Origin of the sequence: Gluconobacter sp. DsW_058 (genome assembly GCF_002153615.1) — a bacterium.
Lineage (GTDB): Bacteria > Pseudomonadota > Alphaproteobacteria > Acetobacterales > Acetobacteraceae > Gluconobacter > Gluconobacter cerinus.
Genome location: NZ_JOPH01000035.1, coordinates 1 through 23,994 on the forward strand (window position 1 = coordinate 1; position 23,994 = coordinate 23,994).

Annotated in this window: 25 protein-coding genes; 15 read left to right on the forward strand and 10 right to left on the reverse strand. The window is 53.3% G+C overall.

Features of this window, described 5'->3' with window-relative positions; all coding sequences use genetic code 11:
* Positions 1-300 precede the first annotated feature (300 nt).
* Positions 301-1,707 (forward strand): diguanylate cyclase, encoded by a 1,407-nt coding sequence (locus HK24_RS07180; RefSeq protein WP_086633904.1) that lies wholly within the window; start codon positions 301-303, stop codon positions 1,705-1,707.
* A 77-nt stretch (positions 1,708-1,784) separates the two neighbouring features.
* Here HK24_RS07180 and HK24_RS07185 read toward each other — a convergent pair whose 3' ends face one another.
* On the reverse strand, positions 1,785-2,687 hold the full coding sequence (locus HK24_RS07185) for a S1/P1 nuclease (RefSeq protein ID WP_086633905.1): 903 nt from the start codon (positions 2,685-2,687) through the stop codon (positions 1,785-1,787).
* Between the two features lie 261 nt (positions 2,688-2,948).
* Here HK24_RS07185 and HK24_RS07190 point away from each other — a divergent pair, with 261 nt between their 5' ends.
* The 4 genes from HK24_RS07190 to HK24_RS07205 are packed head-to-tail and all read left to right on the forward strand — an operon-like array spanning position 2,949 to position 6,333.
* Positions 2,949-4,025 (forward strand): ABC transporter permease, encoded by a 1,077-nt coding sequence (locus tag HK24_RS07190; RefSeq protein WP_369826519.1) that lies wholly within the window; start codon positions 2,949-2,951, stop codon positions 4,023-4,025.
* Positions 4,026-4,028: 3 nt separating this feature from the next.
* Entirely contained in the window at positions 4,029-4,802 is a 774-nt protein-coding gene (locus HK24_RS07195; protein ID WP_086633907.1) for an ABC transporter ATP-binding protein, read from the forward strand.
* Complete coding sequence (locus HK24_RS07200) at positions 4,802-5,761, forward strand: MlaD family protein (protein WP_086633908.1); 960 nt, start codon at positions 4,802-4,804, stop codon at positions 5,759-5,761. Before HK24_RS07195 ends, HK24_RS07200 begins: the two co-directional genes overlap by 1 nt.
* Positions 5,761-6,333, forward strand: coding sequence for a membrane integrity-associated transporter subunit PqiC (locus HK24_RS07205; RefSeq protein ID WP_086633909.1), 573 nt, complete (start codon positions 5,761-5,763; stop codon positions 6,331-6,333). The genes HK24_RS07200 and HK24_RS07205 overlap by 1 nt, the downstream gene beginning before the upstream one ends.
* Before the next feature lie 51 nt (positions 6,334-6,384).
* Here the strand turns inward: HK24_RS07205 and HK24_RS07210 are convergent, their stop codons facing one another.
* Positions 6,385-7,341: a ribokinase gene (locus tag HK24_RS07210; protein ID WP_086633945.1), complete on the reverse strand. Its 957-nt coding sequence runs from the start codon at positions 7,339-7,341 to the stop codon at positions 6,385-6,387.
* A 275-nt stretch (positions 7,342-7,616) separates the two neighbouring features.
* On the opposite strand from HK24_RS07210, the gene HK24_RS07215 reads away from it, so the two are divergent.
* From HK24_RS07215 to HK24_RS07235, 5 genes are all read left to right on the forward strand, one after another.
* The gene (locus HK24_RS07215) at positions 7,617-8,030 is read left to right on the forward strand and encodes a hypothetical protein (RefSeq protein WP_086633910.1); all 414 of its coding nucleotides are present in this window, start codon (positions 7,617-7,619) and stop codon (positions 8,028-8,030) included.
* 133 nt (positions 8,031-8,163) lie between these two features.
* Positions 8,164-8,727 carry a 5' nucleotidase, NT5C type gene (locus HK24_RS07220; protein ID WP_086633911.1) on the forward strand — a complete coding sequence of 188 codons (564 nt, stop codon included), beginning with the start codon at positions 8,164-8,166 and terminating at the stop codon, positions 8,725-8,727.
* A 142-nt stretch (positions 8,728-8,869) separates the two neighbouring features.
* Positions 8,870-10,768, forward strand: a complete 1,899-nt coding sequence (gene acs / locus HK24_RS07225; RefSeq protein ID WP_086633912.1) for an acetate--CoA ligase — start codon at positions 8,870-8,872, stop codon at positions 10,766-10,768.
* A 60-nt stretch (positions 10,769-10,828) separates the two neighbouring features.
* Complete coding sequence (locus HK24_RS07230; protein WP_086633913.1) at positions 10,829-12,529, forward strand: SulP family inorganic anion transporter; 1,701 nt, start codon at positions 10,829-10,831, stop codon at positions 12,527-12,529.
* Between the two features lie 57 nt (positions 12,530-12,586).
* On the forward strand, positions 12,587-13,225 hold the full coding sequence (locus HK24_RS07235) for a TetR family transcriptional regulator (protein ID WP_086633914.1): 639 nt from the start codon (positions 12,587-12,589) through the stop codon (positions 13,223-13,225).
* A gap of 15 nt (positions 13,226-13,240) precedes the next feature.
* On the opposite strand, the gene HK24_RS07240 is transcribed toward HK24_RS07235, so the two are convergent.
* Complete coding sequence (locus HK24_RS07240) at positions 13,241-15,433, reverse strand: TonB-dependent siderophore receptor (protein WP_198942083.1); 2,193 nt, start codon at positions 15,431-15,433, stop codon at positions 13,241-13,243.
* Between the two features lie 209 nt (positions 15,434-15,642).
* Positions 15,643-16,257 (reverse strand): YitT family protein, encoded by a 615-nt coding sequence (locus HK24_RS07245; protein WP_086633915.1) that lies wholly within the window; start codon positions 16,255-16,257, stop codon positions 15,643-15,645.
* A 449-nt stretch (positions 16,258-16,706) separates the two neighbouring features.
* Here HK24_RS07245 and HK24_RS13975 point away from each other — a divergent pair, with 449 nt between their 5' ends.
* Positions 16,707-17,204, forward strand: a complete 498-nt coding sequence (locus HK24_RS13975) for an RcnB family protein (protein WP_086633947.1) — start codon at positions 16,707-16,709, stop codon at positions 17,202-17,204.
* Positions 17,205-17,361: 157 nt separating this feature from the next.
* Here the strand turns inward: HK24_RS13975 and HK24_RS07255 are convergent, their stop codons facing one another.
* Positions 17,362-17,685 (reverse strand): hypothetical protein, encoded by a 324-nt coding sequence (locus tag HK24_RS07255; protein ID WP_086633916.1) that lies wholly within the window; start codon positions 17,683-17,685, stop codon positions 17,362-17,364.
* Between the two features lie 222 nt (positions 17,686-17,907).
* Between HK24_RS07255 and HK24_RS07260 the strand changes: the two genes are divergently transcribed.
* The 3 genes from HK24_RS07260 (at position 17,908) to HK24_RS07270 (ending at position 19,416) form a co-directional block, all read left to right on the forward strand.
* Entirely contained in the window at positions 17,908-18,264 is a 357-nt protein-coding gene (locus HK24_RS07260; protein WP_143412303.1) for a hypothetical protein, read from the forward strand.
* 353 nt (positions 18,265-18,617) lie between these two features.
* Positions 18,618-18,824, forward strand: a complete 207-nt coding sequence (locus HK24_RS07265; protein ID WP_046899487.1) for a cold-shock protein — start codon at positions 18,618-18,620, stop codon at positions 18,822-18,824.
* Positions 18,825-19,086: 262 nt separating this feature from the next.
* Positions 19,087-19,416: a hypothetical protein gene (locus tag HK24_RS07270; protein WP_086633918.1), complete on the forward strand. Its 330-nt coding sequence runs from the start codon at positions 19,087-19,089 to the stop codon at positions 19,414-19,416.
* Between the two features lie 59 nt (positions 19,417-19,475).
* On the opposite strand, the gene HK24_RS07275 is transcribed toward HK24_RS07270, so the two are convergent.
* The 3 genes from HK24_RS07275 to HK24_RS07285 form a co-directional block, all read right to left on the reverse strand.
* Positions 19,476-20,081 (reverse strand): glutathione S-transferase N-terminal domain-containing protein, encoded by a 606-nt coding sequence (locus tag HK24_RS07275; protein WP_086633948.1) that lies wholly within the window; start codon positions 20,079-20,081, stop codon positions 19,476-19,478.
* Between the two features lie 101 nt (positions 20,082-20,182).
* Positions 20,183-20,785, reverse strand: a complete 603-nt coding sequence (locus tag HK24_RS07280; RefSeq protein WP_086633919.1) for a YceI family protein — start codon at positions 20,783-20,785, stop codon at positions 20,183-20,185.
* A 39-nt stretch (positions 20,786-20,824) separates the two neighbouring features.
* Positions 20,825-21,649: a class III extradiol ring-cleavage dioxygenase gene (locus tag HK24_RS07285; protein WP_086633949.1), complete on the reverse strand. Its 825-nt coding sequence runs from the start codon at positions 21,647-21,649 to the stop codon at positions 20,825-20,827.
* Between the two features lie 101 nt (positions 21,650-21,750).
* Here HK24_RS07285 and HK24_RS07290 point away from each other — a divergent pair, with 101 nt between their 5' ends.
* Positions 21,751-22,677, forward strand: coding sequence for a LysR family transcriptional regulator (locus HK24_RS07290; protein WP_086633920.1), 927 nt, complete (start codon positions 21,751-21,753; stop codon positions 22,675-22,677).
* Here the strand turns inward: HK24_RS07290 and HK24_RS07295 are convergent.
* Complete coding sequence (locus HK24_RS07295; RefSeq protein WP_086633921.1) at positions 22,668-23,012, reverse strand: hypothetical protein; 345 nt, start codon at positions 23,010-23,012, stop codon at positions 22,668-22,670. The two genes, HK24_RS07290 and HK24_RS07295, sit on opposite strands and share 10 nt — an antisense overlap.
* Positions 23,012-23,917, reverse strand: coding sequence for a DMT family transporter (locus HK24_RS07300; RefSeq protein ID WP_086633950.1), 906 nt, complete (start codon positions 23,915-23,917; stop codon positions 23,012-23,014). The genes HK24_RS07295 and HK24_RS07300 overlap by 1 nt, the downstream gene beginning before the upstream one ends.
* Positions 23,918-23,994: the final 77 nt, after the last annotated feature.

Sequence of the window (23,994 nt, forward strand, 5' to 3'; positions counted from 1 at the left end):
CGCGTCGGTGAACGGGCTTATACGGCCACCTACACATACCGTCAATCAAAAAATCATATAAAAATCAAAAAACTTGCTGAAACCCTTTCTGACGGTTCGGGCCATGCTGCCATCCCCGTCTCACAGCTTTCAAAACTGCCCGCATAGCCTTACGATTTCAGAGTTATCAGGCAACGTTATAGGCCATCACGCCTAACCGTGAGATTACTCACCTGAATTTAACGCTTATAGTGAATCATCATATGGCGTGCGGCACGCCACACACATTTTGTGAGCCGTTTTCGTTTCTGGAGTCCCCGAATGACGGTTGATGCACTTCTCTCAAACAGCAAACAACTCTCACCAGATGAGGTCGAGTGGCAGCTCATTATCGATGCCATTGATCCCGCAATCCGCTCCGCGGTTGCCGATATGGTAGAGAACCATGCTGCTGCGAGTGTGGAAGTCTTCTATTCGACACTTCTGACACATCCGGAAGCCACGCCGTTTCTCTCCAACCAAATTGTTAACGACCACCTTCATTCCGCTTTGCTGAGATGGCTGCAATCTCTCTTCTCATCTACAGCGCCTGACCTCGCACAGCTTGTAGCGACGCAGCGCCGGATCGGATTGGTCCACGCCCGCATGCGCGTCCCGATGCACGTCGTCATGCATGGGGCACGCCTTCTTAAAAACACACTGAGAAAACTACTTTTCGAGATTTTCCTCACGCCTGCCGATCTATCGACCGCCATCGACTACATCGAAAACATGATGGATCTGGCTATCGAAATGATGAGCCGAGAGTTCGTAAGGGATCTCCAGAAAGAAATTGAGACAGACGAAGCGTATCGACTTGTTACGCTCGGGCAGGACGTCACTCTTGAACGAGAAGTTCAACGTGCAGCACTCCTTGACTGGGGGCACAAGATTTTACTCGCCATTTGCTGCAACGCTCCCCCTCCCCTCCCCTCACTGGAAAGTTCAGGGTTTGGGCTTTGGCTCAATCACAAGGGGAGCCTGCTGTTCCCGAATACGATGGGTATCGAGCATATTCGAACCTCAATGCGCCGTATCGATCGTGTTCTCATTCCAGCTCTATCGGCTCAGGTTCCCCCTGACACAGCGCGCATTCACGAGCTACAGGCCCAGATAGAAGAAATCCGCTTCCTTATGGATGATCTCTTTAAAGAGAGTGAGGCACTTGAAAGCGGGCGCGATCCTTTAACCTCAACGCTCAATCGTCGTTTTCTACCGACGATCATGGCGAGGGAAGTCGCTCAATCTCTTCGTCGGGAAGTTCCGTTCAGCATTCTCATGATCGACATTGATCATTTCAAATCGATCAATGATCGCTACGGGCACACCGGTGGGGACGCCGTCTTGAGAGGCGTCGCTGAAAAGCTAATCTCATCCTGCCGGACAAGCGACTTTATCTTCCGGTACGGCGGTGAAGAGTTTCTGATCGCGTTGGTTGAGACGGATATAAAGAGAGCGTTCCAGGTTGCGGAGCATATTCGTGAAAACGTCACGCATATTCTTACTCAGCCAACAGGTTCTTCATTTTCTGTGACGGTTTCGATCGGAGTAGCCACATTTGATGGACATCCGGACTATACCCATCTCATCGAAGATGCCGATCGCGCCCTCTATTATGCTAAAGCTGAAGGAAGAAATCGAAGCGTCATTGCGACCGATGCTTTAGCGAGCCTTCCGCAGCTTCAGTAAATTTATACTCTAGGAAAAACACTCTTATCTGAATTCGTGCTTACACGAACTCAGATAAGAGAAACGCGTCTCAGAGCTTACTGCTCATTCATTGCTGTATTCAGGATCGCAGCAAGACGGACACCTGCCTGCTGCAACCGAAGCTCGATGATTGGCCAAGCAAGAGCTGTATAGGCGTCCTTAATATCTGCCCCTTTAACCTGGGGAAGTGCGCCATAAGCGACAGACCGTGCCAGGGAATGGCTTTCGTCAGCCCAATCAATAACAGCATGGCGAACATCACCACCAGAAAGATCAGCCACCCAGTATGCTGTCTCATCAGGTGTGATAGTGGCCCCCAGTCGAGTGGCTTCATCACGAGCACGAGTGAAGTCGATGGAATAATGAGGCCCAACAACCAAATTGGCCTGCCGGTCCAGCACGCCTTCATCCCATAGGGCATGGAGATTCATATGCCCGTTTGCGGTATCGCCAAAATATGAAAGGCGGATAGCATTCCCGCCTTTATCGTTATTCCGCTCCGCAGCATGCAACGGCTGATGCAAGTCACCAACTAAGTGTACAACCCACTTCAAAGCATAAAGCCGCCGCTCCGGAGAGGCGGTGTGATCAGCAAGGGTTTTTTCCAGCTCGGGCAGTTTCTCAACAACGCAGTTTCCATCCGTACAGTCGCGGGCCTGGTCATATGCTGGCTGAGAAACATCTGTATCAACGTAATGCCAAAGTAGAGTCTCTGGCTCTCCGCCCTTCTTTTTAGGAACATGTCCGATCGTATCTGGCCATGATGCGACCTGATCCAGCGTTTGATGACCTTCCATTGCCAAAAGTGCAGTTGTTGCTTTCGCAGCCGCTGGCGTCAGGCGATCCTGAGCAATATCCGCGACAATAGCATGGCCATATGGTCCCCAGGCGAACGCCTGAGAAGTCGTTCCTATCGTAGCAGCACAGAGCAGAGGGACAGAAAGAAGCCAGGAGCGCATAAAAGAACCATTTCGGACGTTATGAAGTCTCATTGCTTTTCTCACCCTTCCGAAACACTCACAAGTGACTCTCTTGGTACACTGAACCGATTAAAATGACCGAACGGTTCGGCCTACCCCTTCCCTCATGGCTTCTGACCTCGTAGAGAGGATAAGGACTAAAATGACTGAAATGGCGTGACGCAATTGCAAAAGCCACCTGCCCCGCTAGACCCATCTCAATCTCCGCAGTGGAGCCTTACGTCAGAAGGGAACAGCCCTATTCTGACACTTCGGGGTGTGTGGCTGGCAAGAACAGGAAACATTCCTCAGTTTCCGAAAGACGGCCTGCGTGCGGCGCCTGCTGGAAGCACCCTCACCTTTGATATGTCCCCCATCACCGACTGGGACACAGGTCTGATCGCGTTCCTTTGGGACATTAAACGCAGCGGGCACGACAGACATATTACTCTGGATGCTCAAAGCTTACCGGCCCCTGTAAGACAGCTTCTCGAGCTCCTACCCGACGCCTCTGATGGCCCTCCCCCCGCGCCTGCCAAGCGTCTGCCCGTTCTCGAACGGATTGGGGGCCACACGATCAGTAGCCTCACCGAAATCGGCACCGTTACGAGTTTAGGTGGGATGACCCTTCGCGGAGGGCTCCAGGCCCTTACAGGGCGAAGCCGGATGCGTCTTTCAGATCTTCTGAGTGACACTGCAAATGCCGGCCCTCAGGCATTGCTGATTGTAGGCATCGTCAATTTTCTAATTGGTGCCATTTTAGCGTTCGTTGGTGCGGTTGAGCTTCAGAAATTTGCTGCCGGTATTTATGTTGCAAGCCTTGTTGGCATCGCCATGGTTCGCGAAATGGCCGCCGTCATGACCGCCATCATCATGGCAGGACGAACCGGTGGCGCATATGCAGCGCGCATTTCCACCATGCAGGGCAATGAAGAAATTGATGCCCTCAACGTCTTCGGAATTCCAACATCCACGTATCTGATACTTCCGGCAGTTCTATCGCTCGTTATCACGATGCCATTTCTCTACCTCTACGGCTGCCTGATCGGCATGCTGGGAGGGTTCGTGGTCGCGATTTCCATGCTGGATATTACGGCTGCTGGCTATTTCCATCAGACAATCACGTCCTTCGGTATCGGCCAGTTTATTTTCGCATTTGTTAAAAGCATTGTCTTCGGTGCCTTCATCGGGCTGACCAGTTGCCGAATTGGCCTGAAGGCCGGACGATCAGCCGCTGATGTTGGCATCGCAGCTACCCGGGCTGTTGTTGTGGGAATTGTCGGGGTCATTGCGATTGACGCCATTTTCGCCGTTATCGCCGACGTGCTGGGAATCTGACGCATGACCGATACCAGAAAAACCGTTCTTTCAATGCAGGATGTCACTCTCGCATTTGGACCGAAGGTCATTCAGAAGAACATCTCTTTAAAAGTTAAGAAGGGCAGCATTTTTGCCGTTATGGGCGGCTCTGGCTGCGGCAAGAGTACACTTCTGAAGAGTATGATCGGCCTGCTTCGCCCCACGGCTGGCGAATATCAGGTCGATGGCGAAGATTACTGGTCTGGCAGCGAAGCAGAACGAACAGAGCTCAACCACAGGTTCGGCGTTCTATTCCAGAGCGGCGCTTTATGGAGTTCCATGACTCTCGGGGAGAATGTCGCTCTTCCCCTTCAGATGTTCACGGACCTCAAACCAGATGTCATTCGTCGGCTTGTAGAACTCAAACTGGGGTTTGTAGGTCTTCTGCCAGCCATCGACATGTCTCCGTCAGAAATCAGTGGTGGTATGCGCAAGCGTGCTGGTCTTGCGCGGGCCATCGCACTGGATCCGGATATCCTGTTTTTTGACGAACCCTCTGCGGGTCTGGACCCCATTACGTCGGCACGCCTGGATGACCTGATCCTCAATCTCCGAGATGGTCTCGGCGCGACGGTCGTTATCGTCAGCCATGAACTCTCCAGTCTCTTTCACATCGCCGACGATGGAATATTTCTGGACGCGAAAAGCAAAATCCCCATCGCACACGGCTCTCCGCGAGACCTGCGCGACCACTGCGACGAACCTCAGGTCCATGCTTTCATGCATCGGGAACGCAACGAAGAAGGACGCAATTGATGAACAAGCAGGCTCTCGTAGGCGCCTTTGTTGTAGGTGGGATCGGTCTTGGCGTGGCAGCTTTTGTGCTGTTCGGCAATTTCCATCCCTTCACCCGCATGGAAAAAGCTGTCCTTATTTTCCATGGCGCATCGTCCGGCCTGTCGGTGGGTGCACCCGTTACCTTCCGCGGGGTTCAGGTTGGCGCCGTCGATAAGGTGGTCATCGAATATAACCCGCAGACACGAGATGCCTATATTCCAGTTTATGTCACGATGCGGCCAGACAATATTACCCTGACAAACAGTAGTGCCCACCATTTTCCGACAATCCGGGACCTCGTCTCTCAAGGCCTCCGTGGAGAAATGAATCTCAAAAGTTTTGTCACGGGCTCTTCAGAGATCGACCTCGATTTTGCGCCTGATACACCAGCGGTCATGCATCCTGACATCGCTACCCTCACGGAAATTCCAACAAAGCAGTCTTCCATCCAGGCGATGACCCAAACTCTGCAGAACCTGCCGTTCAAGGAACTTGGCGACAACGCCAACGCGACCCTTGCCGCTGTAAGGGAGCTTTCTGACAAGCTGGACAGGGATATGCCGACCCTGATCGAAAGCATTCGTGCGACATCCGATCATAGTCGCGACATGATCGATGCGAGCAGAGACCTTGTTACGCACCTTCAACCGGAGCTTGAACATACCCTCAACAGCCTGAACCGACTGGCTGATGCCGGATCCGATCAGTTGACTGCACGTGGCAAAGAGCTCCAAGCCCTGCTGTTAAGCAGCAATCAGACGATCCAGAAGGCTGGTGAAAGTCTGAACAACATTCAGAGCATTACATCTCCGCGCTCAGCGGACAGGGCTAACCTCGAAGCCAGCCTGCGCGATATCGCAGCAGCAGCCTCTGCCCTACGCGGCTTTGCAAACGATGTTGAACGTAATCCGCAACTTCTTCTGACGGGACGCCACTGATGAGACTGCACCTCGCCTCGCTCACTCTTGCCGGCCTACTTCTCAGCGGCTGCTCCTCTCCACCCGTGCGGTTTTATACGCTCGGCGCGCCTGCCATCGGAAATGATCTGACGGCCAGCACCGCATCAACAACCGTATTAGCTGTCGATCCTGTCATTGTTCCTGACTACCTCGATAGTCAGGATATCCTTGTCAGAAATGGCGATCTTCTAGATCGCAGCGCAAATGGCCGATGGGCAAGTCGTCTGTCCAGAGGCATTACAGATCTCGTGACAGCACAGCTCTCTCGCAGCTGGCCTTCTGTGTTCGTCACGACACATCCGACAGTAGGCTCTCCACAAACCCGGCTGGTGATCACTATCAACCGGCTGGATATCACGAAGTCTGGTCAAGGTACGCTAGAAGCAGACTGGTCCTTTGTCCCTGCTGACGAGCATCACCCGGTTGTACACCAGCGCGCCAGCTTCAGTGCTCAGGGATCAACAGCCACGGATGACGGGATCACCGCCGTGACACGCGCGCTCGTCGATCAGCTTGCCGCTAAAATTGGAAATTCGTCCCCCGCAATGTGAGGGATTTTCAAATTTATAGAGGCCTTAAAAAAGGCCTCCTCTTTGATGTATCTAGGCTTCTGGCTGCGCATTCATCAACGCAGCCACAGCATCCCATGCGGGAGCAGCATCAGCAGCGCCATGACGTGTCGTTGCGAGCGCCCCGCACGCTGACGCAACCCGGACAGCCTCGGAGAGTGGCTTTCCCTGCGCCAAAGCGAATGCCAGCCCGGCATTGAAACAATCCCCGGCCGCCACAGTATCAATGGGCTCTATGTGAAACGGTGCACTGTGACCGCTGCGTGTTCCATCATGCCAGAAAACACCCCGGCTTCCCATTTTTACAAGGACCGATTTCACGCCCTTTGCCAGAAGCAAGTCCGCAGCCCTTGCCGCCTCTTCTACAGTTTCTGGTCGAATACCTGTGAGCTGAAACGTTTCACTTTCGTTCGGGGTTATAATGTCGATTCCCTGCCAGAGCGCGTCCAGAAGGCCGTTTTCCGGCGCAGGTGCCGGATCGAGCACAACTATAGCGCCCTTGATCCGCGCTTTATGGGCGGCTGCCAGAACTGCCTGCTGAGGCACTTCAAGTTGCAATAAAAGTACTGCCGCGCGCTCAATCCAGTCCGAGGCTGCGTCAACATCGGTTTCATCTACGGCCATGTTCGCACCACCAACAACGGTGATGCAGTTTTCTCCGCTCCCATCTATCCCGATCAGCGCAATTCCCGTGGCACGAGAGGCGTCTTCTCGCAGCGGAGAGAGATCCACCCCAAAACGCTCCAGCTCCTGGCGCGCCTGCGCACCAAAACCGTCCTGCCCTATACGCCCTGCCAACGCGACCTGAACCTCGGAACCGGACGCCAGACGCCCAGCCGCGGCAGCCTGATTGCTGCCTTTACCACCGAGCATGACGGCATAGCTTTCACCATGCACGGTCTCCCCGGGGAGAGGCAGGCGCACAGCCCGAGCAGTTACATCAATATTGATGCTTCCGAAGGACAGAATCAGAGGCTTTGAGTTCGACATCAGTTTGATCTCAGAGAATTCGAGGAATATTTCTTTAGCATTGGGGGCCAAGAGGCGTCAGCAGCAAAGGAACATCTTGTTTCCACGGGCTTTTTTTTCGCATTTTTGCCCCGACAGCTTCGACGTTGTTTTTTACTAAAAAGTCGTGAATTTTCGATATTAATGGTTTCATTACTAGGATAGGGTTTCGCAGGCCTTGGGGAAACAAGGGGGCCTTTTACCGGCGTTTCCACAGCAGAACCAAAAACATTTTAACTGACAGGGTAAGTCTAATTATGTCCTCTGCCAATCGACAGACATCTTCTCGAACTGCCACGAAAAAGGTAGCGTCCGCCTCTCGTAGCAAAAAAGCCACCCCTGTCGTTCTGAAGGCTATTATCGAAGAGTCTCCTGTCGTGGTAGAGCCAGTTGAAATCACGGAAGAGCCTGCAAGCGGCCCATTTCTTCCTGACCTTGTCTGTGCTTTCGACAAGGCATGGTACATGCGCGAATACCCGGATGTGGCAGCATCTGGCCTGGATCCGGCAACGCATTATCGCGAAGCCGGATATCGGGAAGGCAGAAAACCCAATCGCTTTTTTGACCCGGAAAAGTATCGTGCAGCCAACCCGGATTTAACGGAATATGAAGATGATCTTCTGATGCACTTCATCTTCTACGGTCTGAACGAAGGTCGCAGCATCAGCTAATCCCTCTTTAAGCTTATTACACAGCGGGGCGCAGACATCCGTCATTTCATGAACCCATGCGCCCTGCGGCTTGCCCTTCCCTCCTGAACAGAAGAGAGTTGTGTCTTCGAACTCTGTCAGGAGTCCCTGTCTCGTGAAAAAATCTCGCCCCCGTCTCGCTATCGATATGGATGAAGTGATTGCCGACGCCTTCACCGCCCAGCGCCTGTGGTACAAAGACACGCACGGATATCACTGGACAGAAGACGAGTTGAAAGGGCACCATTTAGGGGATTTGGCAACTCCGGAACATGCTGCGGGAATGCAGGCACTTCTGCACGAGGGACACTTCTTTGCTGACCTTGAGGTCATGCCCGGCGCTAGGGATGCGCTAAAATTTCTAAGCCAGCATTTCGACATTTTTATTACGACAGCCGCGATGGAATACCCGGCGTCTTGCGCCCCAAAATTTCAATGGCTTCAGAAACACTTTCCCTTCATTCCCGCTCTGAACATCGTATTCTGCGGTTATAAAAGTATTCTTGCTGCCGATTTCCTTATTGATGACAACGTACGACATTTTCAGTATTTTCAGGGACAGGGCATTCTGTTCTCTGCTCCGCACAACCTGAATGTGGAATGGTCTCCGCGGGCCGCCAACTGGAAGGATGCCGTTACATATCTGATGCAGCAGCATCCAAAAACAGAAGCTCTATAAAACGCGTCTTTGCAGCCTCAACCCCAGAAATTACAGCATTGTAAGCTAATAGGCTTTTTTGCTTTTGGATTTGTGGTTCTGTTTAAGATACAGGTTTTCACCCTAATTTTTTCAGCTTCTGGTCAGTGAGCACATTCCGTTTATGTCCACCCCTTATCGCGCTGGCGCGTTTCGCCTCTCCCCTGAAGATTATCGCGCGCTAACGGATGCCGCCCAAGCAAATCCAGAAGCATACTGGCAAGATCAGGGAAAAAGGCTGGACTGGATTCAAGCACCATCAAGCGCGCAGGACACTGGGACGGGATGGTTTTCAGATGGAACGCTGAACGCCAGTTTCAATTGCCTGGATCGGCACCTCAAGACCCGTGCAGATCAGACGGCTCTGATCTGGCAGGCAGAAGAAGCGGAACACGTCATCCGCCTTACATATCGTGACTTGCATGAACGCGTATGCCGTCTGGCGAATGTTCTGCGCGATCACGGTATTCGTCGCGGTGATCGCGTTGCAGTTCACCTGCCAACAGTGATCGAAGGCGTGGTGAGCATGCTAGCCTGTGCACGGCTGGGCGCAATCCATGTCGTGCTGTTCGGCGGCTTCTCGCCTGAGGCTATTGCAGACCGGTTGGCCGACAGTGGCGCCAGTTTGGTGATAACGGCCAATGTCGGGCGGCGTGGCGCGAAACGCATCCCTTTCAAGACGACAATGGACTCTGCTCTGAGCCTGCGTCCTGACAGCTTGTCGGTGAAGCATGTTCTGGTTGTTAGTGTCACAGACGAGCCCGTTCCAATGCAGGTAGGCCGTGATGACATGCTCAATCCACTGCTGGCATCGGCTTCGGCGTCATGCCCAATTGAAACGATGGCCTCTACGGACCCGCTGTTTCTACTCTACACGTCCGGAAGCACAGGCAAACCAAAAGGCATTGTCCATGGAACAGGCGGGTACCTGACCTGGGCCTCCTACACACACGAACTCGTCTTTGATCATCAGGCAGGTGATGTGTTCTGGTGCACGGCCGATATCGGCTGGATTACCGGTCATACCTACGTAGTTTATGGCCCGCTCTCGAACGGCGGCACCGTTCTCCTGTTCGAAGGAATGCCGTCTCATCCGAAGCCCGGTCGCTGGTGGGAAGTTGTTCAGGCCCATAAGGTCACCACATTCTATACATCTCCCACTGCCATTCGGGCCCTGATGCGCGAAGGAAACGATGTTCCCCGCGAATACGACCTGACCTCTTTGCGCGTTCTGGGAACTGTCGGTGAGCCGATCAGTCAGGAAGCATGGTCCTGGTTCGATGATGTCATCGGTGGTGGGCGTTGTGCCTTCGTAGATACTTGGTGGCAGACTGAAAGCGGTGGCATCCTGATTTCGCCCGTTCCAGGCGCTGTCAAAGAAAAGCCAGCGTCTGCAACACTCCCACTTCCGGGCGTAAATCCCATCCTAGTTGACGACAAGGGACATCCGCTGGAGGGCGCAACAGAAGGTGTGCTCTGCATTGATGGATCATGGCCAGGTCGCGCACTGACGATCTGGAATGACGACGCGCTCTTTGAAACAACGTATCTCCGCCCTTACCCCGGCCATTACTTTACGGGCGATGGCGCACGACGCGACGAAGACGGCTATTACTGGATCACCGGCCGGGTTGATGACGTCATCAATGTTTCTGGGCATCGCATCGGCTCTGCCGAGATTGAAGATGCACTGGCTGCAGAACATGCGATTGTTGAAAGTGCCGCGATTGGTATTCCGCATGACCTGAAAGGTCAGGGCATCGTCGTGTATGCTGTAGCCCGTGATCCGTCCCATCCCGATTTGGAAATGCTTGCCGTTCGCGCCATAGCTGCGAAAGTCGGGCGTTATGCGGTGCCGGAAAAAGTATATATCGTCCCTGATCTTCCGAAGACGCGCTCTGGCAAAAATGTCAGACGCCTGATGCGAAAAATTGCCTGCGGCGAGACTGATGGCCTTGGAGACCTCTCCACTTTGGCTGATCCAGAAATTGTGGAAGTTCTGATCGCTATTGTTCAGGGCTAACCAACCGGCACGACCAGCTTTTCCAACAAAAGCTGGTCGTTGTCCTGCGAGGTTAATGTGATGGAGCTTCCCTGGCGCCGAAAGCTTCCCCCATCATGGCGAACGGATGTTCTGGCAGGGCTTTCGCTCGCTTTTACAAACATCCCGCAGGTCCTTGGTTATGCCCGCATTGCGGCCATGCCATCCGTCACCGGGCTTTATACAGTTCTTCTGCCTCTGGTGGGCTTTGCCGCCTTCGGCTGTTCCAGGCATCTTCTTGTCGCGGCAGATTCCGCCACTGCAGCCATTCTCTCTGGCGCCATTACAGCCATGGCTGCACCAGGAAGCGCGCACTACATGGCTTTGGTCAGCGCTACCGCGCTCCTTGCCGGGATGCTGCTTCTGGCCGCCAGATTATTTCGCCTCGGTTTCTTGGCAGACTTTCTTTCTCGAACAGTCCTTGTTGGCTTCATGACAGGGGTCGGCGTCCAGATCGCCATTTCCATGTTTCACGACATGCTCGGCATCCATACGACATCGCATAACCCCGCGATGCAGGTGGTTGAAACTCTCACTCAGGCCGCTCATCTCAACCTGACATCCACCCTTACCGCCGGTGCCATCGTAGGCGGCCTGCTCCTTCTAAACCGGTTTTGCCCACGATGCCCTGCCGCATTACTTGCTGTCGTTGGCGCTATTCTGGCAGACAGAACAGTCCCATTCCTGACGCGGAATCTCCCGACGCTTGGCCCTATCCAAAGCGGACTGCCGAGCTTCCAAATACCCATTATCAGCTGGAATGAACTGCTTGCGCTTTTTCCAGTGGCAGCCTCATGCGTCTTCGTCATCATCACCCAAAGCGCTGCGACATCCCGCGTGTACGCAACACAGTTCGACGAAGAACTGAATGAGAACAGGGATCTGATGGGGTTGGCAGCTGCCAACATACTTGCGGCAGTCAGTGGTACCTTCACGGTTAACGGCAGCCCAACCCAGACAGCTATGGCGGTACGAGCAGGTGCCCGGAGTCAGGTCGCACAAGTTGTCTTTTCTCTTTCCACCCTGATCGTGCTCCTCTTCCTCACCACGCCTTTGCAATACCTTCCACAATGCGTACTCGCCGCGATTGTCTTCACTGTCGCGCTGGGAATGATCGAAATCCGCGCACTGCTCTCAATTCGTCAGGAAAGCCCGGGAGAGTTCTGGCTTGCACTTGTGACGGCGGCAGTCGTTGTTGGCGCCGGAGTAGAACAGGGCGTACTCACCGCCATCGCTCTGTCGCTCTTTCGTCATGTGCGCCACAGTTACGATCCTCACACGGCCGTTCTTCAGCCCTTTACTCCTCAAGGCCCGCTAGAAGCCGTTCCAGCCCGTGGGGGCCTGGAGAGCGAGCCCGGACTCATTATCTTCCGCTTTTGTGCTGACCTGTTCTACGCCAACTCTACTCGCTTCAACCGAGACATCCTGACGTTGCTTAGCGATGCCCCGCACCCCGTTCGCTGCATTCTCATTGAATGCAGCCCGATCACGGATATTGATTATTCAGCAGCCAACGACCTGCGCCTGTTACTCGCAACACTCAAACACAGGCAGGTGACAATGATTTTTGGACGCGTAAGCCAGGATCTCAGGGCAGATATGAACCGGCATCATTTGATAGCCGCAATCGGTCCAGAAAATATTTTTGAAGAACTTCACACTGCCCTTGCCGCCGCCAGGCGTTATACAGACGCGACAAACCATACACCGGGCAGCTCCGCTCCCACACACACGCCATCATGATGACCTTCTGGACGACCCCAAGATGATATTCCCCGCTTACTGGAAGACCGTCGGACCATGATGGATGGCGAACAGGACAAGAAAAAAGATCTCGGCAGGCGGCAAAGCAAAAAGGATCGCACCGCGACGGCCCTAGCGTGGGAGGCACTACGGCTGTTTTCTACTCAGGGATATGAAGAAACGTCTGTCGAGCAAATCGCCGAAGCTGCCAATGTCTCCCGTAGGACACTGTTCCGATACTTTTCTGGCAAAGGGGACATCATCCTGGCCTGGACCAGCGACATGACACAGGCATTTAATGATGCGATTGCGTCTGCCAGTCCGGATGCTTCGTTGCAGGATATGGTCCTTCTGGCCCTTCTTCCGGTTGTTCGACGGATCACCGCCAACCGGGAATACGCCTACGCGCTCGTACAACTCCTTGAACACGAACCCGCACTTCGGAGTGTCAGTCTGCAGAAATATGAGGAATGGGAAGAGGCGCTTGCCAAAGCCCTCATGGACCGCCTCCCCCCCACAGATATGCCATCACTAGCAGCCCGCCTGATCGCGCGGACCGCGATTGCAACTTATCGCACAGCTGTAGACGAATGGATGAAGACGGAAGGCCGTACAGATCTGGAACATATCCTGCGCCGTGCCTTCACGTTCCATCCTCTTCTCTGGATGGAAGACAGCCCTCTCAGCCTCGGCTGAAAGGGCTTTATTGCCTCAGAGATCCAGTTCAATCGTGAAGTGATACGTCCGTGGCAGGCCAGCAACCGCAGAGTTTGTAGCGCTTCCACCACCGTTGATGCTCGACGGGTAAACAGAAGCCCAGTAGCTCTGGTTCGTGACGTTATCGACGCCAAAGCGGAACACAAGAGGCTGGTGATAAACGTGCGTTGCATAGCGCGCGCCCAGATCCAGCGTCACATAAGACGGAGCAAACGTGGTGTTATATACATTGGCCGCCCGGCGCCCCATGTAATGCACGTTCGCATTGACAGCGCCGCCTTTAAGAAACGGCAGTCGATAATCAATCAACATGTTCGCCATCAGAGGCGGCACGCCAACAACCTGCTTGTAGGACGTCTTGGCCACACCCGTGTTCAAGAGTTGAGCATCCAGCCAGGTCATACCGCCCAGGATACTCAGATCCTGCGTCAGATTTCCTGAGGCCTGGAATTCAACGCCGTAATTCCGCTGCACACCGTAATTGGAATAAACATACGTAACAGGGTCTGTATAAGCGAACGGGCGAGACATTCCAAAGCCAGCAATATTCAGCTGCAGTCTCTTGGCCACCAAAATCTTGTAACCAACCTCATACTCTTCTGAACGCAGAGGAGCTGTCACTTCGTTTTCATTCACAGCGCCTGCCGGTGCCGAAGTACCAGCCTGCAAGGACCGCCCCCAGGTGAAATAAGCCGTCTGATTGGCTGCCGGCTTATAAAGCAGACTTGTCATCGGACTAAAGGCAGCGGCACGGCTGTAGGACGAAGTTTTCGTGCCACTCGTCGCATAGTTATTGGTGCTCAGCCAACTCCAGGCGAGCGTCCCCATAATGGACCAGTGCTTGCCCAGAGAAATCGTATCCCCGGCCAGCAAGGACTGCGTCATGGTATCGGCAGATTTATAACGTCCGGAATAATAAGGCTGTGCACTCGGAAATCTCTGTGGGTTACCAATTGTCGCCTGTCCCAGAGTCAAAGTGCCGGTCGATGACGTCGGGTTGTAGTTCCCCATGACGTAGCCGTTGGTTCCAATCTCGATCTGGTGCTTCAGTGGGCCCGTATGGAACGACCCATTCAAATAAGCCGTATTGCTGCCTGCCACGAAATCATTCGCCGTAGTCGCAGCTGAAATTGTCTGACGGTAAAGTCCCGCAGAGTTCAGCAGCTGATTACCCGTACTGAAAACATTTCTGGCAGCATTCTGCCACATCCCACCAAGCTTCAGGCTCCAGTCATCATTGAAGTGATGAATGATCTTCATCAGGGCAGTATCGGTTTCCATGTTGTAACCGGCTTGCTTCTGACCATATCCCTTCTGGCTAAGATCAGGAGCATCCGGTAGCTGAATAGTCGTTGCGTACGAAAAGCCACCCGGATAGCCGCGCTGGGCATATGTGTACTGACTGGCATCAATCTGAATGACTGTCTTCGGTGAAAGGTGAATGTCGAAATCACCACTCACCAGGTTACGCCGCAGGTGGGAGTCTGCGACGTAACCCTCTCCGTTCTGGTTCAACAGGTTCAGGCGGTAGCCGAACCACTTGTTGTGGCCGACCCGACCTGAGACATCGAGGCTTTCCATGGGCGCGCCAATGGAATCAACACCCACAACAAAACGCTCTGTCTGTCGGTCCGTCGGGCGCTTCAATGTGAAATCAAATGTGCCCGCCGGATTTTGCGGACCATACACCGCACCAGCCAACCCATTCAGAACCTGAACACTATCAAACTGCTCCGCAGCATAAGGTGTGGTGATGACCATGTTGAGGCCATCCATACGCGTGTTAGCAATAACGTCGCCCTCAAACCCACGGGACTGAGGCCGACTGGTATTCGGATCACCACGCATTTCAAGCTGGGCAGATGGCACGAATGCAATCAGATCATTGATGTTTCTGGTCTGCTGGTTGACCAGAACATCATGGGGCACCACCATGACAGACATCGGCGTATCCAGAATGGATCGCGTGCCAAGGGGGCCAAGAGAGGCTTCCTTCGTGCGATATTCTGCTGCCGTGCCACTTCCGTTACGACGATGAACAGTGATATTCTCAGGCTCAGACGCGCTTACAGACTTCTTCGCGGCTGCTTCCGGAGTAGCTTTTTCTTTGGTTTCTGCCGCATAAGAGGGAACATTGCCGATGACAGATCCAGCCAGAAGGTACAAAGCCAGCCGCGAGAGTTTCATGCCTGAATCCTGTTCGTTGTTCTAAATTCTCCGCACCTTCTACATTTTGGCACTCAGTGCCACAATTTGAGTTTACTCAAACTGCCTGATGTGGCGATCTTTTGAGGCGCACTGTCTCTTCAGAAACACAGTTCGTCATGGTCTGCATTCCAGAGCGCCGTTCTCTTAACTGGGATGTGCTGCGGGAAACCGCCAGAAAGCGGCTTTCTTTAATGCCCGATGTATCGTCCAGGACGATGGAACACCATGAGCACACTACTCATGGCAAAAGCGCTTATGGCTGACAGAACGGCCTTTTCCCACGGCAAGAAGAAAGCAGACAGCGTCAGAATGGCTGCATCAATCATGATCTGAACGCGGCCGGCGTTCAGGCCACGGCTTTTCTGAAGCCAGAGCGTGATAACGCCTGTCCCGCCTACACCCGCCTGATGACGAGCCAACGAGAGAATACCCATCCCAATCACTGTTCCGCCGAATATCGCTGCGAACAGAGGCTGGACATACGCAAGTTCCATAACGCTCGGAATAACACTCGCGAGGGCAGTAATACCAAAACTGGCGATCGTGGTTTTAAGCGCGAAACGGACGCCCATGGCACGAACAGCAAAAAGAAGAAACGGTATGTTGATGACCGTGAACAGATTTCCAGGCGTCATCGGCACGATGTAGGACAACAGCAAGGCAATACCTGCTACACCACCTGTCACAAGCCCGGCCTTATGCAGACACATCAGCCCCATCACAATCAGAGAACAACCAATCAGAAACGCGTAAACATCTTCTGCGTGGGAGTGACGCAGCCCTGGGCCATAAGGTGAAGTCATATCCGGAAATCCAGTCGCTCGGCAGCTAAAGCTTTAAAAATAGCCGCGTCAGATCCATGAGAATTTCGCCAGATAGTGTAGTCTTTGCCCCCTGCACAGCCCCTTTCATTCCAAGGGAATATTGTTTCAATCGGGCTTCCCTGATCTTGTTTGAAACTGCTGATAGCGACCCGTTTGCGTATGTTTGGAAACACGCTTTTCACAGCTGGCGATTCTTAGAACCGTGCCATTATGAACGCGCTGAGATCACACATTTCCTGCGATACCCGGTTCGATCGCCGGACATTCGCGATATGCTCGTGAGCAACCTCCTCATAGCGAAGAAAAACCGCGAGAAATTTTCCGGAAATCTCGCAACAAAGTCCGAGGTTTTGTCTCTCTGTTACAATGGTGACCAATTTTCGCCACATCGGGAGACCTTTGATGCCGCATTACGAACGGAGTTTTTTATGTCCACCAAGACTAAACGATCTGTAGCTCTGCTGATGGGCTTGGCACTCACTATCGCCCCCACAGTAGCTAGCGCTCAGGGAGGTCCTGAAGGCGGCCGTGATGGCGGTGGCCCAGGTGGTGGTGGACATCGTGACGGCGGCGGCCCGGGCGGTGGCGGACGCGGCCAAGGTGGAAATGGTTATCGTGGAGGCCCGGGCGGAGGCGGCGGTGGCTTCCGTGGCGCAGGCCCTCATCGCGGCATGTGGCGCTCTGGTGATCGTTACAATGGTGGGGGCGTGTTTGTTGATAGCTGGCACAGATACCCGGGCCTTTATGCCCCACCTCCGGGATATCGCTGGATTGATTACGGTGGAAGCTTTCTCCTCGCCGCAATCACAACGGGCATCATTAGTAACGTCATTATGGGCAATGTGAATGGCCCGGCGGTGGTCCCTCCAACGCCGTATCCGAGCTACGGGCCTACTCCCGCTCCATACCCCGCACCTGGATACTAATTTCCAAGTTTGACAAAAGGCGCGTTGAAGACGACGCGCCTTTACGAGCATTTTCCATAATAAACATCATAGACAGCCATCAGATATCGGTAGCCATACACCGTCCTAAACGGACTGCCCTTACCCAGCGGTGAGAACCAAAAGCCAATTTCTTGAGTTAATTCAACGGCTGCGGAGGCTCTTCCAATGGAGGAGGCTCTGTTGGCAAAGGTGACGGCGGCATGGGAGGCTGAGGCGGTCGCGGGGTTGGTAAATCAACCACCCCGGCACTGACCGTCTTCAGACCAAACGGCGGATATGGCGAAGGCCCCGGCTCTTCGGGCAACTCCACATCGGGCCATTCGTCTGGCTCTGGCGTTTCCTCTTCCTCAGAGGGGTCATCAACCATCGGGTCACCATCTGGAAATAATGGATCCTCCGTACCCGGATAATCCATTCGAAAGACAGATCTGGAAAATGATGTACTGATCAGGATCGACATGTTCGCCTCCTACAGGGTGAACACTAAATTCTTCACCACAGCAAAGGTTCAAATTATCTCAAAAGAAACCTGATAGGCGCCTGATATATGAGCGCGCCGGGAGAACGGAGAAGCAAAGCGACAAAGGCCACTTTCTTCTAGTATATTGCATGCCTCCCCAGTGACGGACACGGCGGTATTGGAAATGGCATCCGCACACGTCAGTTTTCTTTGCGGCCCGAATTGTCCCGTAGTACACTTGCCCTTATGCGCTACCTTCCTCTTTTTGCCCTCATTTCTCTTTCCGCATGCTCATCAGCCCCGTGGTTGACTGGCCAGACAGACAGTCATTGTGTGCGTGAGCAGATGCTTACCGGGACACAGGGCAATCCTCTTCCCTTTAGCCATGCCATGCAGGTGTGTGGGGTCGCAGCGCAGAAGAGCAACGACGGCCATCCAAGGCCTCTCGATCTTAGAGACGATGCAACACTTCAGGCGATGGCGGAAAACCCGGATTACAACACGGCCTCTGCCTCATTTGTTCACCGAAAGGCAAAAACGAAGGTTCCAGGCGGTATTCGAAGAGTGAATATCGACTAAAAATTCCCTACTCAGGGGAAGAAGTATGGACACGAAATTTTTCAGGATGCGAGAAATAAAGCAGCTTTAATAAGATTTTTATGCATAAAATTCATACAAGTAGCGGGCATTATCTTTTATAATCGCAACAAATAAATATACGCTTTGAATAGTATTTTACAGTCTGAGTAACATTTTATTTTACTCCACTCAGATGTTTTCCCTTGCATCTCAAACGCAATACCCCCATTGTCTTTTTAGCGGGTGCTTTTACTGGGGTAACCGGCGCATGTTGCGCCATTCTTTCTCCGTAAAAGTTATGATTTCGTGTGTGTTTTGTGCACGACCGCTATTGTTAAAAAAGGAGCCTCGTTATGGCAACAGGCACCGTAAAATGGTTTAACTCCACCAAAGGCTTCGGCTTCATTCAGCCGGACAATGGTGGTCAGGACGCGTTCGTTCACATCTCTGAACTTGAGCGTGCCGGCATCCACACCCTCAACGAAGGTCAGCAGGTCTCTTACGAGCTCGAAGCTGGCCGTAACGGCAAGACGTCTGCAGTAAGCATTAAGGCTCTTTGAAGCTTTAATCAGCAGCTCGTCTGTGCGAGAAGCCGCTCTTCGGAGCGGCTTTTTTTATGCCTAAACGCCCAATCTTAATTTAGGCGTATATGCCCCCTAGCCGCGTTAGCGCTGCACTCACCTACAACTCGCCAGATTTAGATTTTTAGCGCCCCGAAACAAATACAGAAAAAATATTTTATGTGTCATCAATGGTAGAAACAGATATGTGCAAATATACTTTTATTGTCGCGTATCTCTACTGATTTGAAGAAGGTTCTGTATGACGCTATCCGCTCAAAAGAAAGAATGGATGGGTTTGTTCTTTGCAATCTTTCTTGTCACGACCTTAGCAATATTTGGATGGATCGGATGGCAGAAAGTATCTGGGGATGATTCTATCACACATGTCACCATCGCAAAAATCGTCTCTGTAGACAAAATCAATGCGGGTTTGGGTGCACCAACGTCATACAAAATAACCTATGATCTGCACGGAACAATGATCAGTAATTATTTTACAGATGATTGGTACCAGACACACAAAACAAGAAAGCATTTTCTTGTCACATACAGAATGTCGAACGGCTACCATATCGACAGCATTCGCTAATATCGAAATTTACAATCCACAGAGAGGGCTATTCATCGCCCCCTCCGCGTAGCGCAGGATCAGGCCAAGCCTTCTTCCTGCAGCGCCCGCTTTGCAGACGGACGAGACATCACCCTCTCCCGCAATACCCATGCTTTGCGGTGATGAGAAATATCCAGTTTCTTGAAAACAGCCCATGTCATGATAACAGCTGCGTAAGCATCGGCTTGCGTGAAGTCGTCTCCAAGACAATAAGCTTTGTCGTCAGACAGCATATCCTCGAACTGCGTCATCCGCCGATGGATCTGTGCATGAACAGACTTCTCAGCCTCCTCCGTCAGGTTCGGGGCAAACAGGCCACCGAATGCGCTGTGCAGATCACCACAGAACCCGAGAGCTTCCTGCAGCCTCGCTCGTTCCAGTGTGCCGTAGGTTGGCCGAAAAGCCAGAACGTCCGAATGATCTCCGATATACTGAAGAACTGCCGAATTCTGGGTTAAAACAACACCCGGCTCAATCTCGATTGCCGGTACGGCTCCTCGTGGATTGATGGCAAGATAATCTGCGCCGGTCTCTGTTGTCTTCGTGGTCGTATCTACTTTTTCAAGCGTATACGGCTGACCGACTTCATTCAGAATAATATGCGCGGCAAGCGAACACGCACCAGGCTTATAGTAAAGCTTCATAATCACTTCTCCATTGCGCGAAGACGCAGGGAATAGAATGATCTTATTCCTCATCCGAGAAAAGGCAGGAAATATCCCGCCTTCTTTATGCGAAAAAAAACTCAGGGCTGCTTTTCAAAAGCTCCAGCAATGGTCAGGCTAACGTCATCGCCAACATAGGGAACATACTTTTTGACGCCGAAGTCACTGCGATGGATTGTTCCCGTAGCCTGGAAGCCAACCGTGTAGGCCTTGTCCATCGGGTTCACACCAGCGCCAACGAAGTGCACATGCAGAACAACGGGCTTCGTCGTGCCATGAAGTGTCAGATTACCACTGACAACTGCATCTTCAGCACCTACCGGGGAAACTTCCGTCGAGACGAAAGTCGCATCTGGATATTTCGCAGCATCAAACCACTCATTGTTTTTCAGCTCATCCGCCAACACCGAGCTGGATGTCGCCACGCTGGAAACCGGAATTGTCACTGAAAGCTTCGATTTCTCCGGATGGCTAGCATCCAGCTTCAGGCTGCCACTCACGTTGGAGAACTGTCCCGAATAGTAGGAAAAACCAAAGTGCAGGACTGAAAAATTGACCTGGGTATGGCCAGCTTCAACCTTGTAAGAGCCACTCTTCACATCAGCGGGCGCAGCGGCAAAGGCGGTAGTGGATACCGCAGCGCAAGCAAGAGTTGCAAAAGCACCAGAGAGTATTTTCTTCATGGGAAGATCTTTCTTTTTTGAATTGAAACACAAGCAAGTTCAACCGAAGCGGAAGCCGGACAACGCCTTCCCCATGACGGTATCACTATAATCTCGGACACCCGGGTCCGTTCCTGCCGCGCCCGCCACAAACATCAATGGTAACAGATGCTCGGCCTTCGGATGGCAGTCTTGAGCAAACGGAGCTTCTGCCCATCGCGCCAGCCGGGACGCACGCTCGTCAGGCTCTTCACTTACAGCCCGATAAAGCCAGTCATCGAAATGCCGGGACTGCTCGTCCGCCTCTGCGTCTGGACGCAGGAAACGTCGCAGATTGTGATACGTCATCCCCGCCCCCACCAGCAGCACGTTTTCATCTCGTAGCGGGGCCAAAGCTCTGCCGATTTCCATCACGTCCTCAGCCGTCGCATTCAACGGTAAGGAGATCTCAACGACGGGAATATCGGCCTTTTCGAACGCCAGCATGAGCGGAATGAACACTCCGTGGTCAAACCCACGATAGGCATCTCCACCACTCGCAATTCCCGCCTTTGCAAGAAGCTTCTGAATATGTTCAGCAAGCTTCGGAGAGCCTGGGGCCGGATACTGGAGCTCATAAGTGTGGGCGGGAAAACCGTAATAGTCATAGATCAATTGGGGATGGGCGCCTGTTGTCACAGTAACCCGGTCAGTTTCCCAATGCCCCGACATAACAACCAAAGCAGCAGGACGCTGAGGCAACGTAGCAGCGACCCCACGCAAATGCTCCGCCATTCGATCCCAGACATCCGGCCAGTCCATGAAAAAGCAGGGGCCACCCCCATGAGGAATAAAAATAGCAGGCTGGCGTTCTATCGGCCCTGTCTGCCTCGAATTATCCGTCATGAGAAACTCCGTCGTCAGTTGATCTGTCGCGAAGGTTGTCATCAAACTGCGACAACGATAATCCTGACTACAGGAAAGTCATCTGGCACCAGGGGTGTGAAGTGCTCGACCGCATTACCAGTATGCAAGCCTTTGTTAGGGTAGTGGGACAAGGAAGCTTTGCTGCTGCAGCACGGTCTCTGGGCCTATCACAGACGATGGTGACAAAACACGTGTCAGCGCTCGAAGCCCATCTGGGCGTGGCACTTTTCCATCGCAGCACGCGCCGTCTCTCACTGACTGAATCTGGGCAACTCTATCTCGATCGGTGCCAGAAACTCCTGAGCAGCCTTGAAGACATGGAGCAGGAAGTCACCGCAGGCGCAGCCGAGCCCCGCGGGCTGCTGCGCATGAATACGCCCGTATCTTTCGCCATTCGACATGTCGCCCCTCTCCTGCCAGAGTTCAGCCAGAAATACCCTTTGGTGACAGTCGAACTGGGCGTGGATGATCGCCGCGTCGATCCTATTGCTGAAGGGTGGGATTTGACTCTCAGGATCGGTCATATGTTGCCCAGCAGCCTCAAAGCCCGGCGTCTGGCGCATATCAACTTCACGCTTTGTGCCGCCCCCTCCTATCTGGCCAAACATGGCACTCCAGCCACGGTCAGTGACCTCGAACATCACACCTGCCTCGGCTACACCCTCAGCGACCCCGTGGGCACCACACGCTGGAGTTTCGGACGCGGGGGAGAACGGACCATTCCGGTCAAAAGCAGCCTGCGCTCCAATAATGGAGACGTCCTACGCACGGCAGCATTGGCGGGCCAGGGCATTCTTTATCAGCCAACATTTATTGTCGCCGATGAACTTCAGTCAGGCCTTCTCAAACCTATCACGCTCGATACTCCCTTGCTTGAAGGGCCAGATCTGCATGCAGTGTATGTGCCCACAACGCACGTACCGCTCAAAGTCCGAGTGATGATCGATTTTCTCGCGACACGTTATGCGCCCGTTCCTCCATGGGAACGAGTAGGTCATCAGTCCTGAAGACGATATCTGGCTCTCACCAGAACATCCTGTTCAAGCATTTGCAGCACGTCCCGCTGCTCCTGAACACTCACAAGAACGACCACTCCGCGAATTGTCGATCTCGCCCCCGTCACATGATCCTGAAAGACTTGGGCCAAGACCATCGACAATCCCTCACGCGAGCAGCAGGAACACCCAATGCCGTGTCTCTTGCGAAATGGAGAGGGTGCCGGCAAGGACACTACGTCTGACCAGCCCTCTTCCGGTACGTCTGCTACAAGAACGACGTCTGCCCTGCGCGATGACGGCCAGTTAGAAAGATCCGTGACAACCGAGAGAAAGAGCTGAGACATCAGTTGTTCAACCGGCCGCTTGGTGCCGCAACAGGGTGGCGCCCCCATGTGTTGGTGACAATAACGCCAGCCATAACAATGGCACCGCCAATGAGTGTCCGGAACGTCGGAATCTCGTGGGTCAGAATATAGGCCAGAACCATCGTGACAGGCGGGAGCAGATACAGCAGCGCAGCGCCCCGCGTAGCTCCCAGATGCCCGATCACAAAGGCCCAGGCAGCATATCCGATTGCGGCGGGGAAAATGCCCAGTTCCAGCACGGATGCCCGTCCTGCCCATGATGCATGAGAAAAGCTGGCCAATCCTTCTGGCAGCCATGGCAGCAGGAACAGAGCACCACTGATCAGAATATAAGCGATCGTTGTAAGAGCACCGTACCGGCGGATCAGCCCTTTCTGAAGATTCGTGTAGAGCGCTCCGCAAACAGCGGCTCCAAACACGAATGTCGCACCTGAACCGAAGGACAATCCCCCGGCCTGCCCTTGGGCGATCAGGACAACACCAGCAAAACTCAGGATGGACCCAGCCCATCCCAAAAGAGACATGCGCTCACCAAGAAACGCCATGGCGATGAGCCCGGCCATAAGAGGCGCTGCGCTGATAAGGAGGCTCGCGGCCCCCGCGGAGACTGTCACTTCGCCACAGTTAAAAAAGATATTGTACAGCGTGATGCCAACCGCACCGCATCCCAGAACCTGCGGAATATCAGCTTTTTGCAGACGAGCTGGGCGTTTCCAGAGCAGCCAGCCCCCCGCAGCAATGGCGGCGATGGCATATCGTACGGCCGCGAGCGGGATAGGTGCGAAGTCATGCAGGGCAATACGCACAACCGGATACGCACTGGCCCAGGACAGAATGGCGACTGCTATAAAGAGTGGAAGGAAACGACCAACTGAATTTGTCATTGCTGTTCCGCGAGAAGGGATTCCCAATTCAGGGAGATGCACCACATATGACAGGCCTGTTAAAAGAAGGACAGGAC

What these genes read in the sequence shown, in the direction of transcription:
- HK24_RS07245 (WP_086633915.1), bottom strand. Translation starts at nt 16,257, where the DNA reads ATGACTTCACCTTATGGCCCAGGGCTGCGTCACTCCCACGCAGAAGAT.
- HK24_RS07180 (WP_086633904.1), top strand. Translation starts at nt 301, where the DNA reads ATGACGGTTGATGCACTTCTCTCAAACAGCAAACAACTCTCACCAGAT.
- HK24_RS07280 (WP_086633919.1), bottom strand. Translation starts at nt 20,785, where the DNA reads ATGAAGAAAATACTCTCTGGTGCTTTTGCAACTCTTGCTTGCGCTGCG.
- HK24_RS07285 (WP_086633949.1), bottom strand. Translation starts at nt 21,649, where the DNA reads ATGACGGATAATTCGAGGCAGACAGGGCCGATAGAACGCCAGCCTGCT.
- HK24_RS07205 (WP_086633909.1), top strand. Translation starts at nt 5,761, where the DNA reads ATGAGACTGCACCTCGCCTCGCTCACTCTTGCCGGCCTACTTCTCAGC.
- HK24_RS07300 (WP_086633950.1), bottom strand. Translation starts at nt 23,917, where the DNA reads ATGACAAATTCAGTTGGTCGTTTCCTTCCACTCTTTATAGCAGTCGCC.
- acs (WP_086633912.1), top strand. Translation starts at nt 8,870, where the DNA reads ATGTCCACCCCTTATCGCGCTGGCGCGTTTCGCCTCTCCCCTGAAGAT.
- HK24_RS07240 (WP_198942083.1), bottom strand. Translation starts at nt 15,433, where the DNA reads ATGAAACTCTCGCGGCTGGCTTTGTACCTTCTGGCTGGATCTGTCATC.
- HK24_RS07215 (WP_086633910.1), top strand. Translation starts at nt 7,617, where the DNA reads ATGTCCTCTGCCAATCGACAGACATCTTCTCGAACTGCCACGAAAAAG.
- HK24_RS07230 (WP_086633913.1), top strand. Translation starts at nt 10,829, where the DNA reads ATGGAGCTTCCCTGGCGCCGAAAGCTTCCCCCATCATGGCGAACGGAT.
- HK24_RS07235 (WP_086633914.1), top strand. Translation starts at nt 12,587, where the DNA reads ATGATGGATGGCGAACAGGACAAGAAAAAAGATCTCGGCAGGCGGCAA.
- HK24_RS07255 (WP_086633916.1), bottom strand. Translation starts at nt 17,685, where the DNA reads ATGTCGATCCTGATCAGTACATCATTTTCCAGATCTGTCTTTCGAATG.
- HK24_RS07210 (WP_086633945.1), bottom strand. Translation starts at nt 7,341, where the DNA reads ATGTCGAACTCAAAGCCTCTGATTCTGTCCTTCGGAAGCATCAATATT.
- HK24_RS07200 (WP_086633908.1), top strand. Translation starts at nt 4,802, where the DNA reads ATGAACAAGCAGGCTCTCGTAGGCGCCTTTGTTGTAGGTGGGATCGGT.
- HK24_RS07270 (WP_086633918.1), top strand. Translation starts at nt 19,087, where the DNA reads ATGACGCTATCCGCTCAAAAGAAAGAATGGATGGGTTTGTTCTTTGCA.
- HK24_RS13975 (WP_086633947.1), top strand. Translation starts at nt 16,707, where the DNA reads ATGTCCACCAAGACTAAACGATCTGTAGCTCTGCTGATGGGCTTGGCA.
- HK24_RS07265 (WP_046899487.1), top strand. Translation starts at nt 18,618, where the DNA reads ATGGCAACAGGCACCGTAAAATGGTTTAACTCCACCAAAGGCTTCGGC.
- HK24_RS07185 (WP_086633905.1), bottom strand. Translation starts at nt 2,687, where the DNA reads ATGCGCTCCTGGCTTCTTTCTGTCCCTCTGCTCTGTGCTGCTACGATA.
- HK24_RS07195 (WP_086633907.1), top strand. Translation starts at nt 4,029, where the DNA reads ATGACCGATACCAGAAAAACCGTTCTTTCAATGCAGGATGTCACTCTC.
- HK24_RS07295 (WP_086633921.1), bottom strand. Translation starts at nt 23,012, where the DNA reads ATGTCTCAGCTCTTTCTCTCGGTTGTCACGGATCTTTCTAACTGGCCG.
- HK24_RS07275 (WP_086633948.1), bottom strand. Translation starts at nt 20,081, where the DNA reads ATGAAGCTTTACTATAAGCCTGGTGCGTGTTCGCTTGCCGCGCATATT.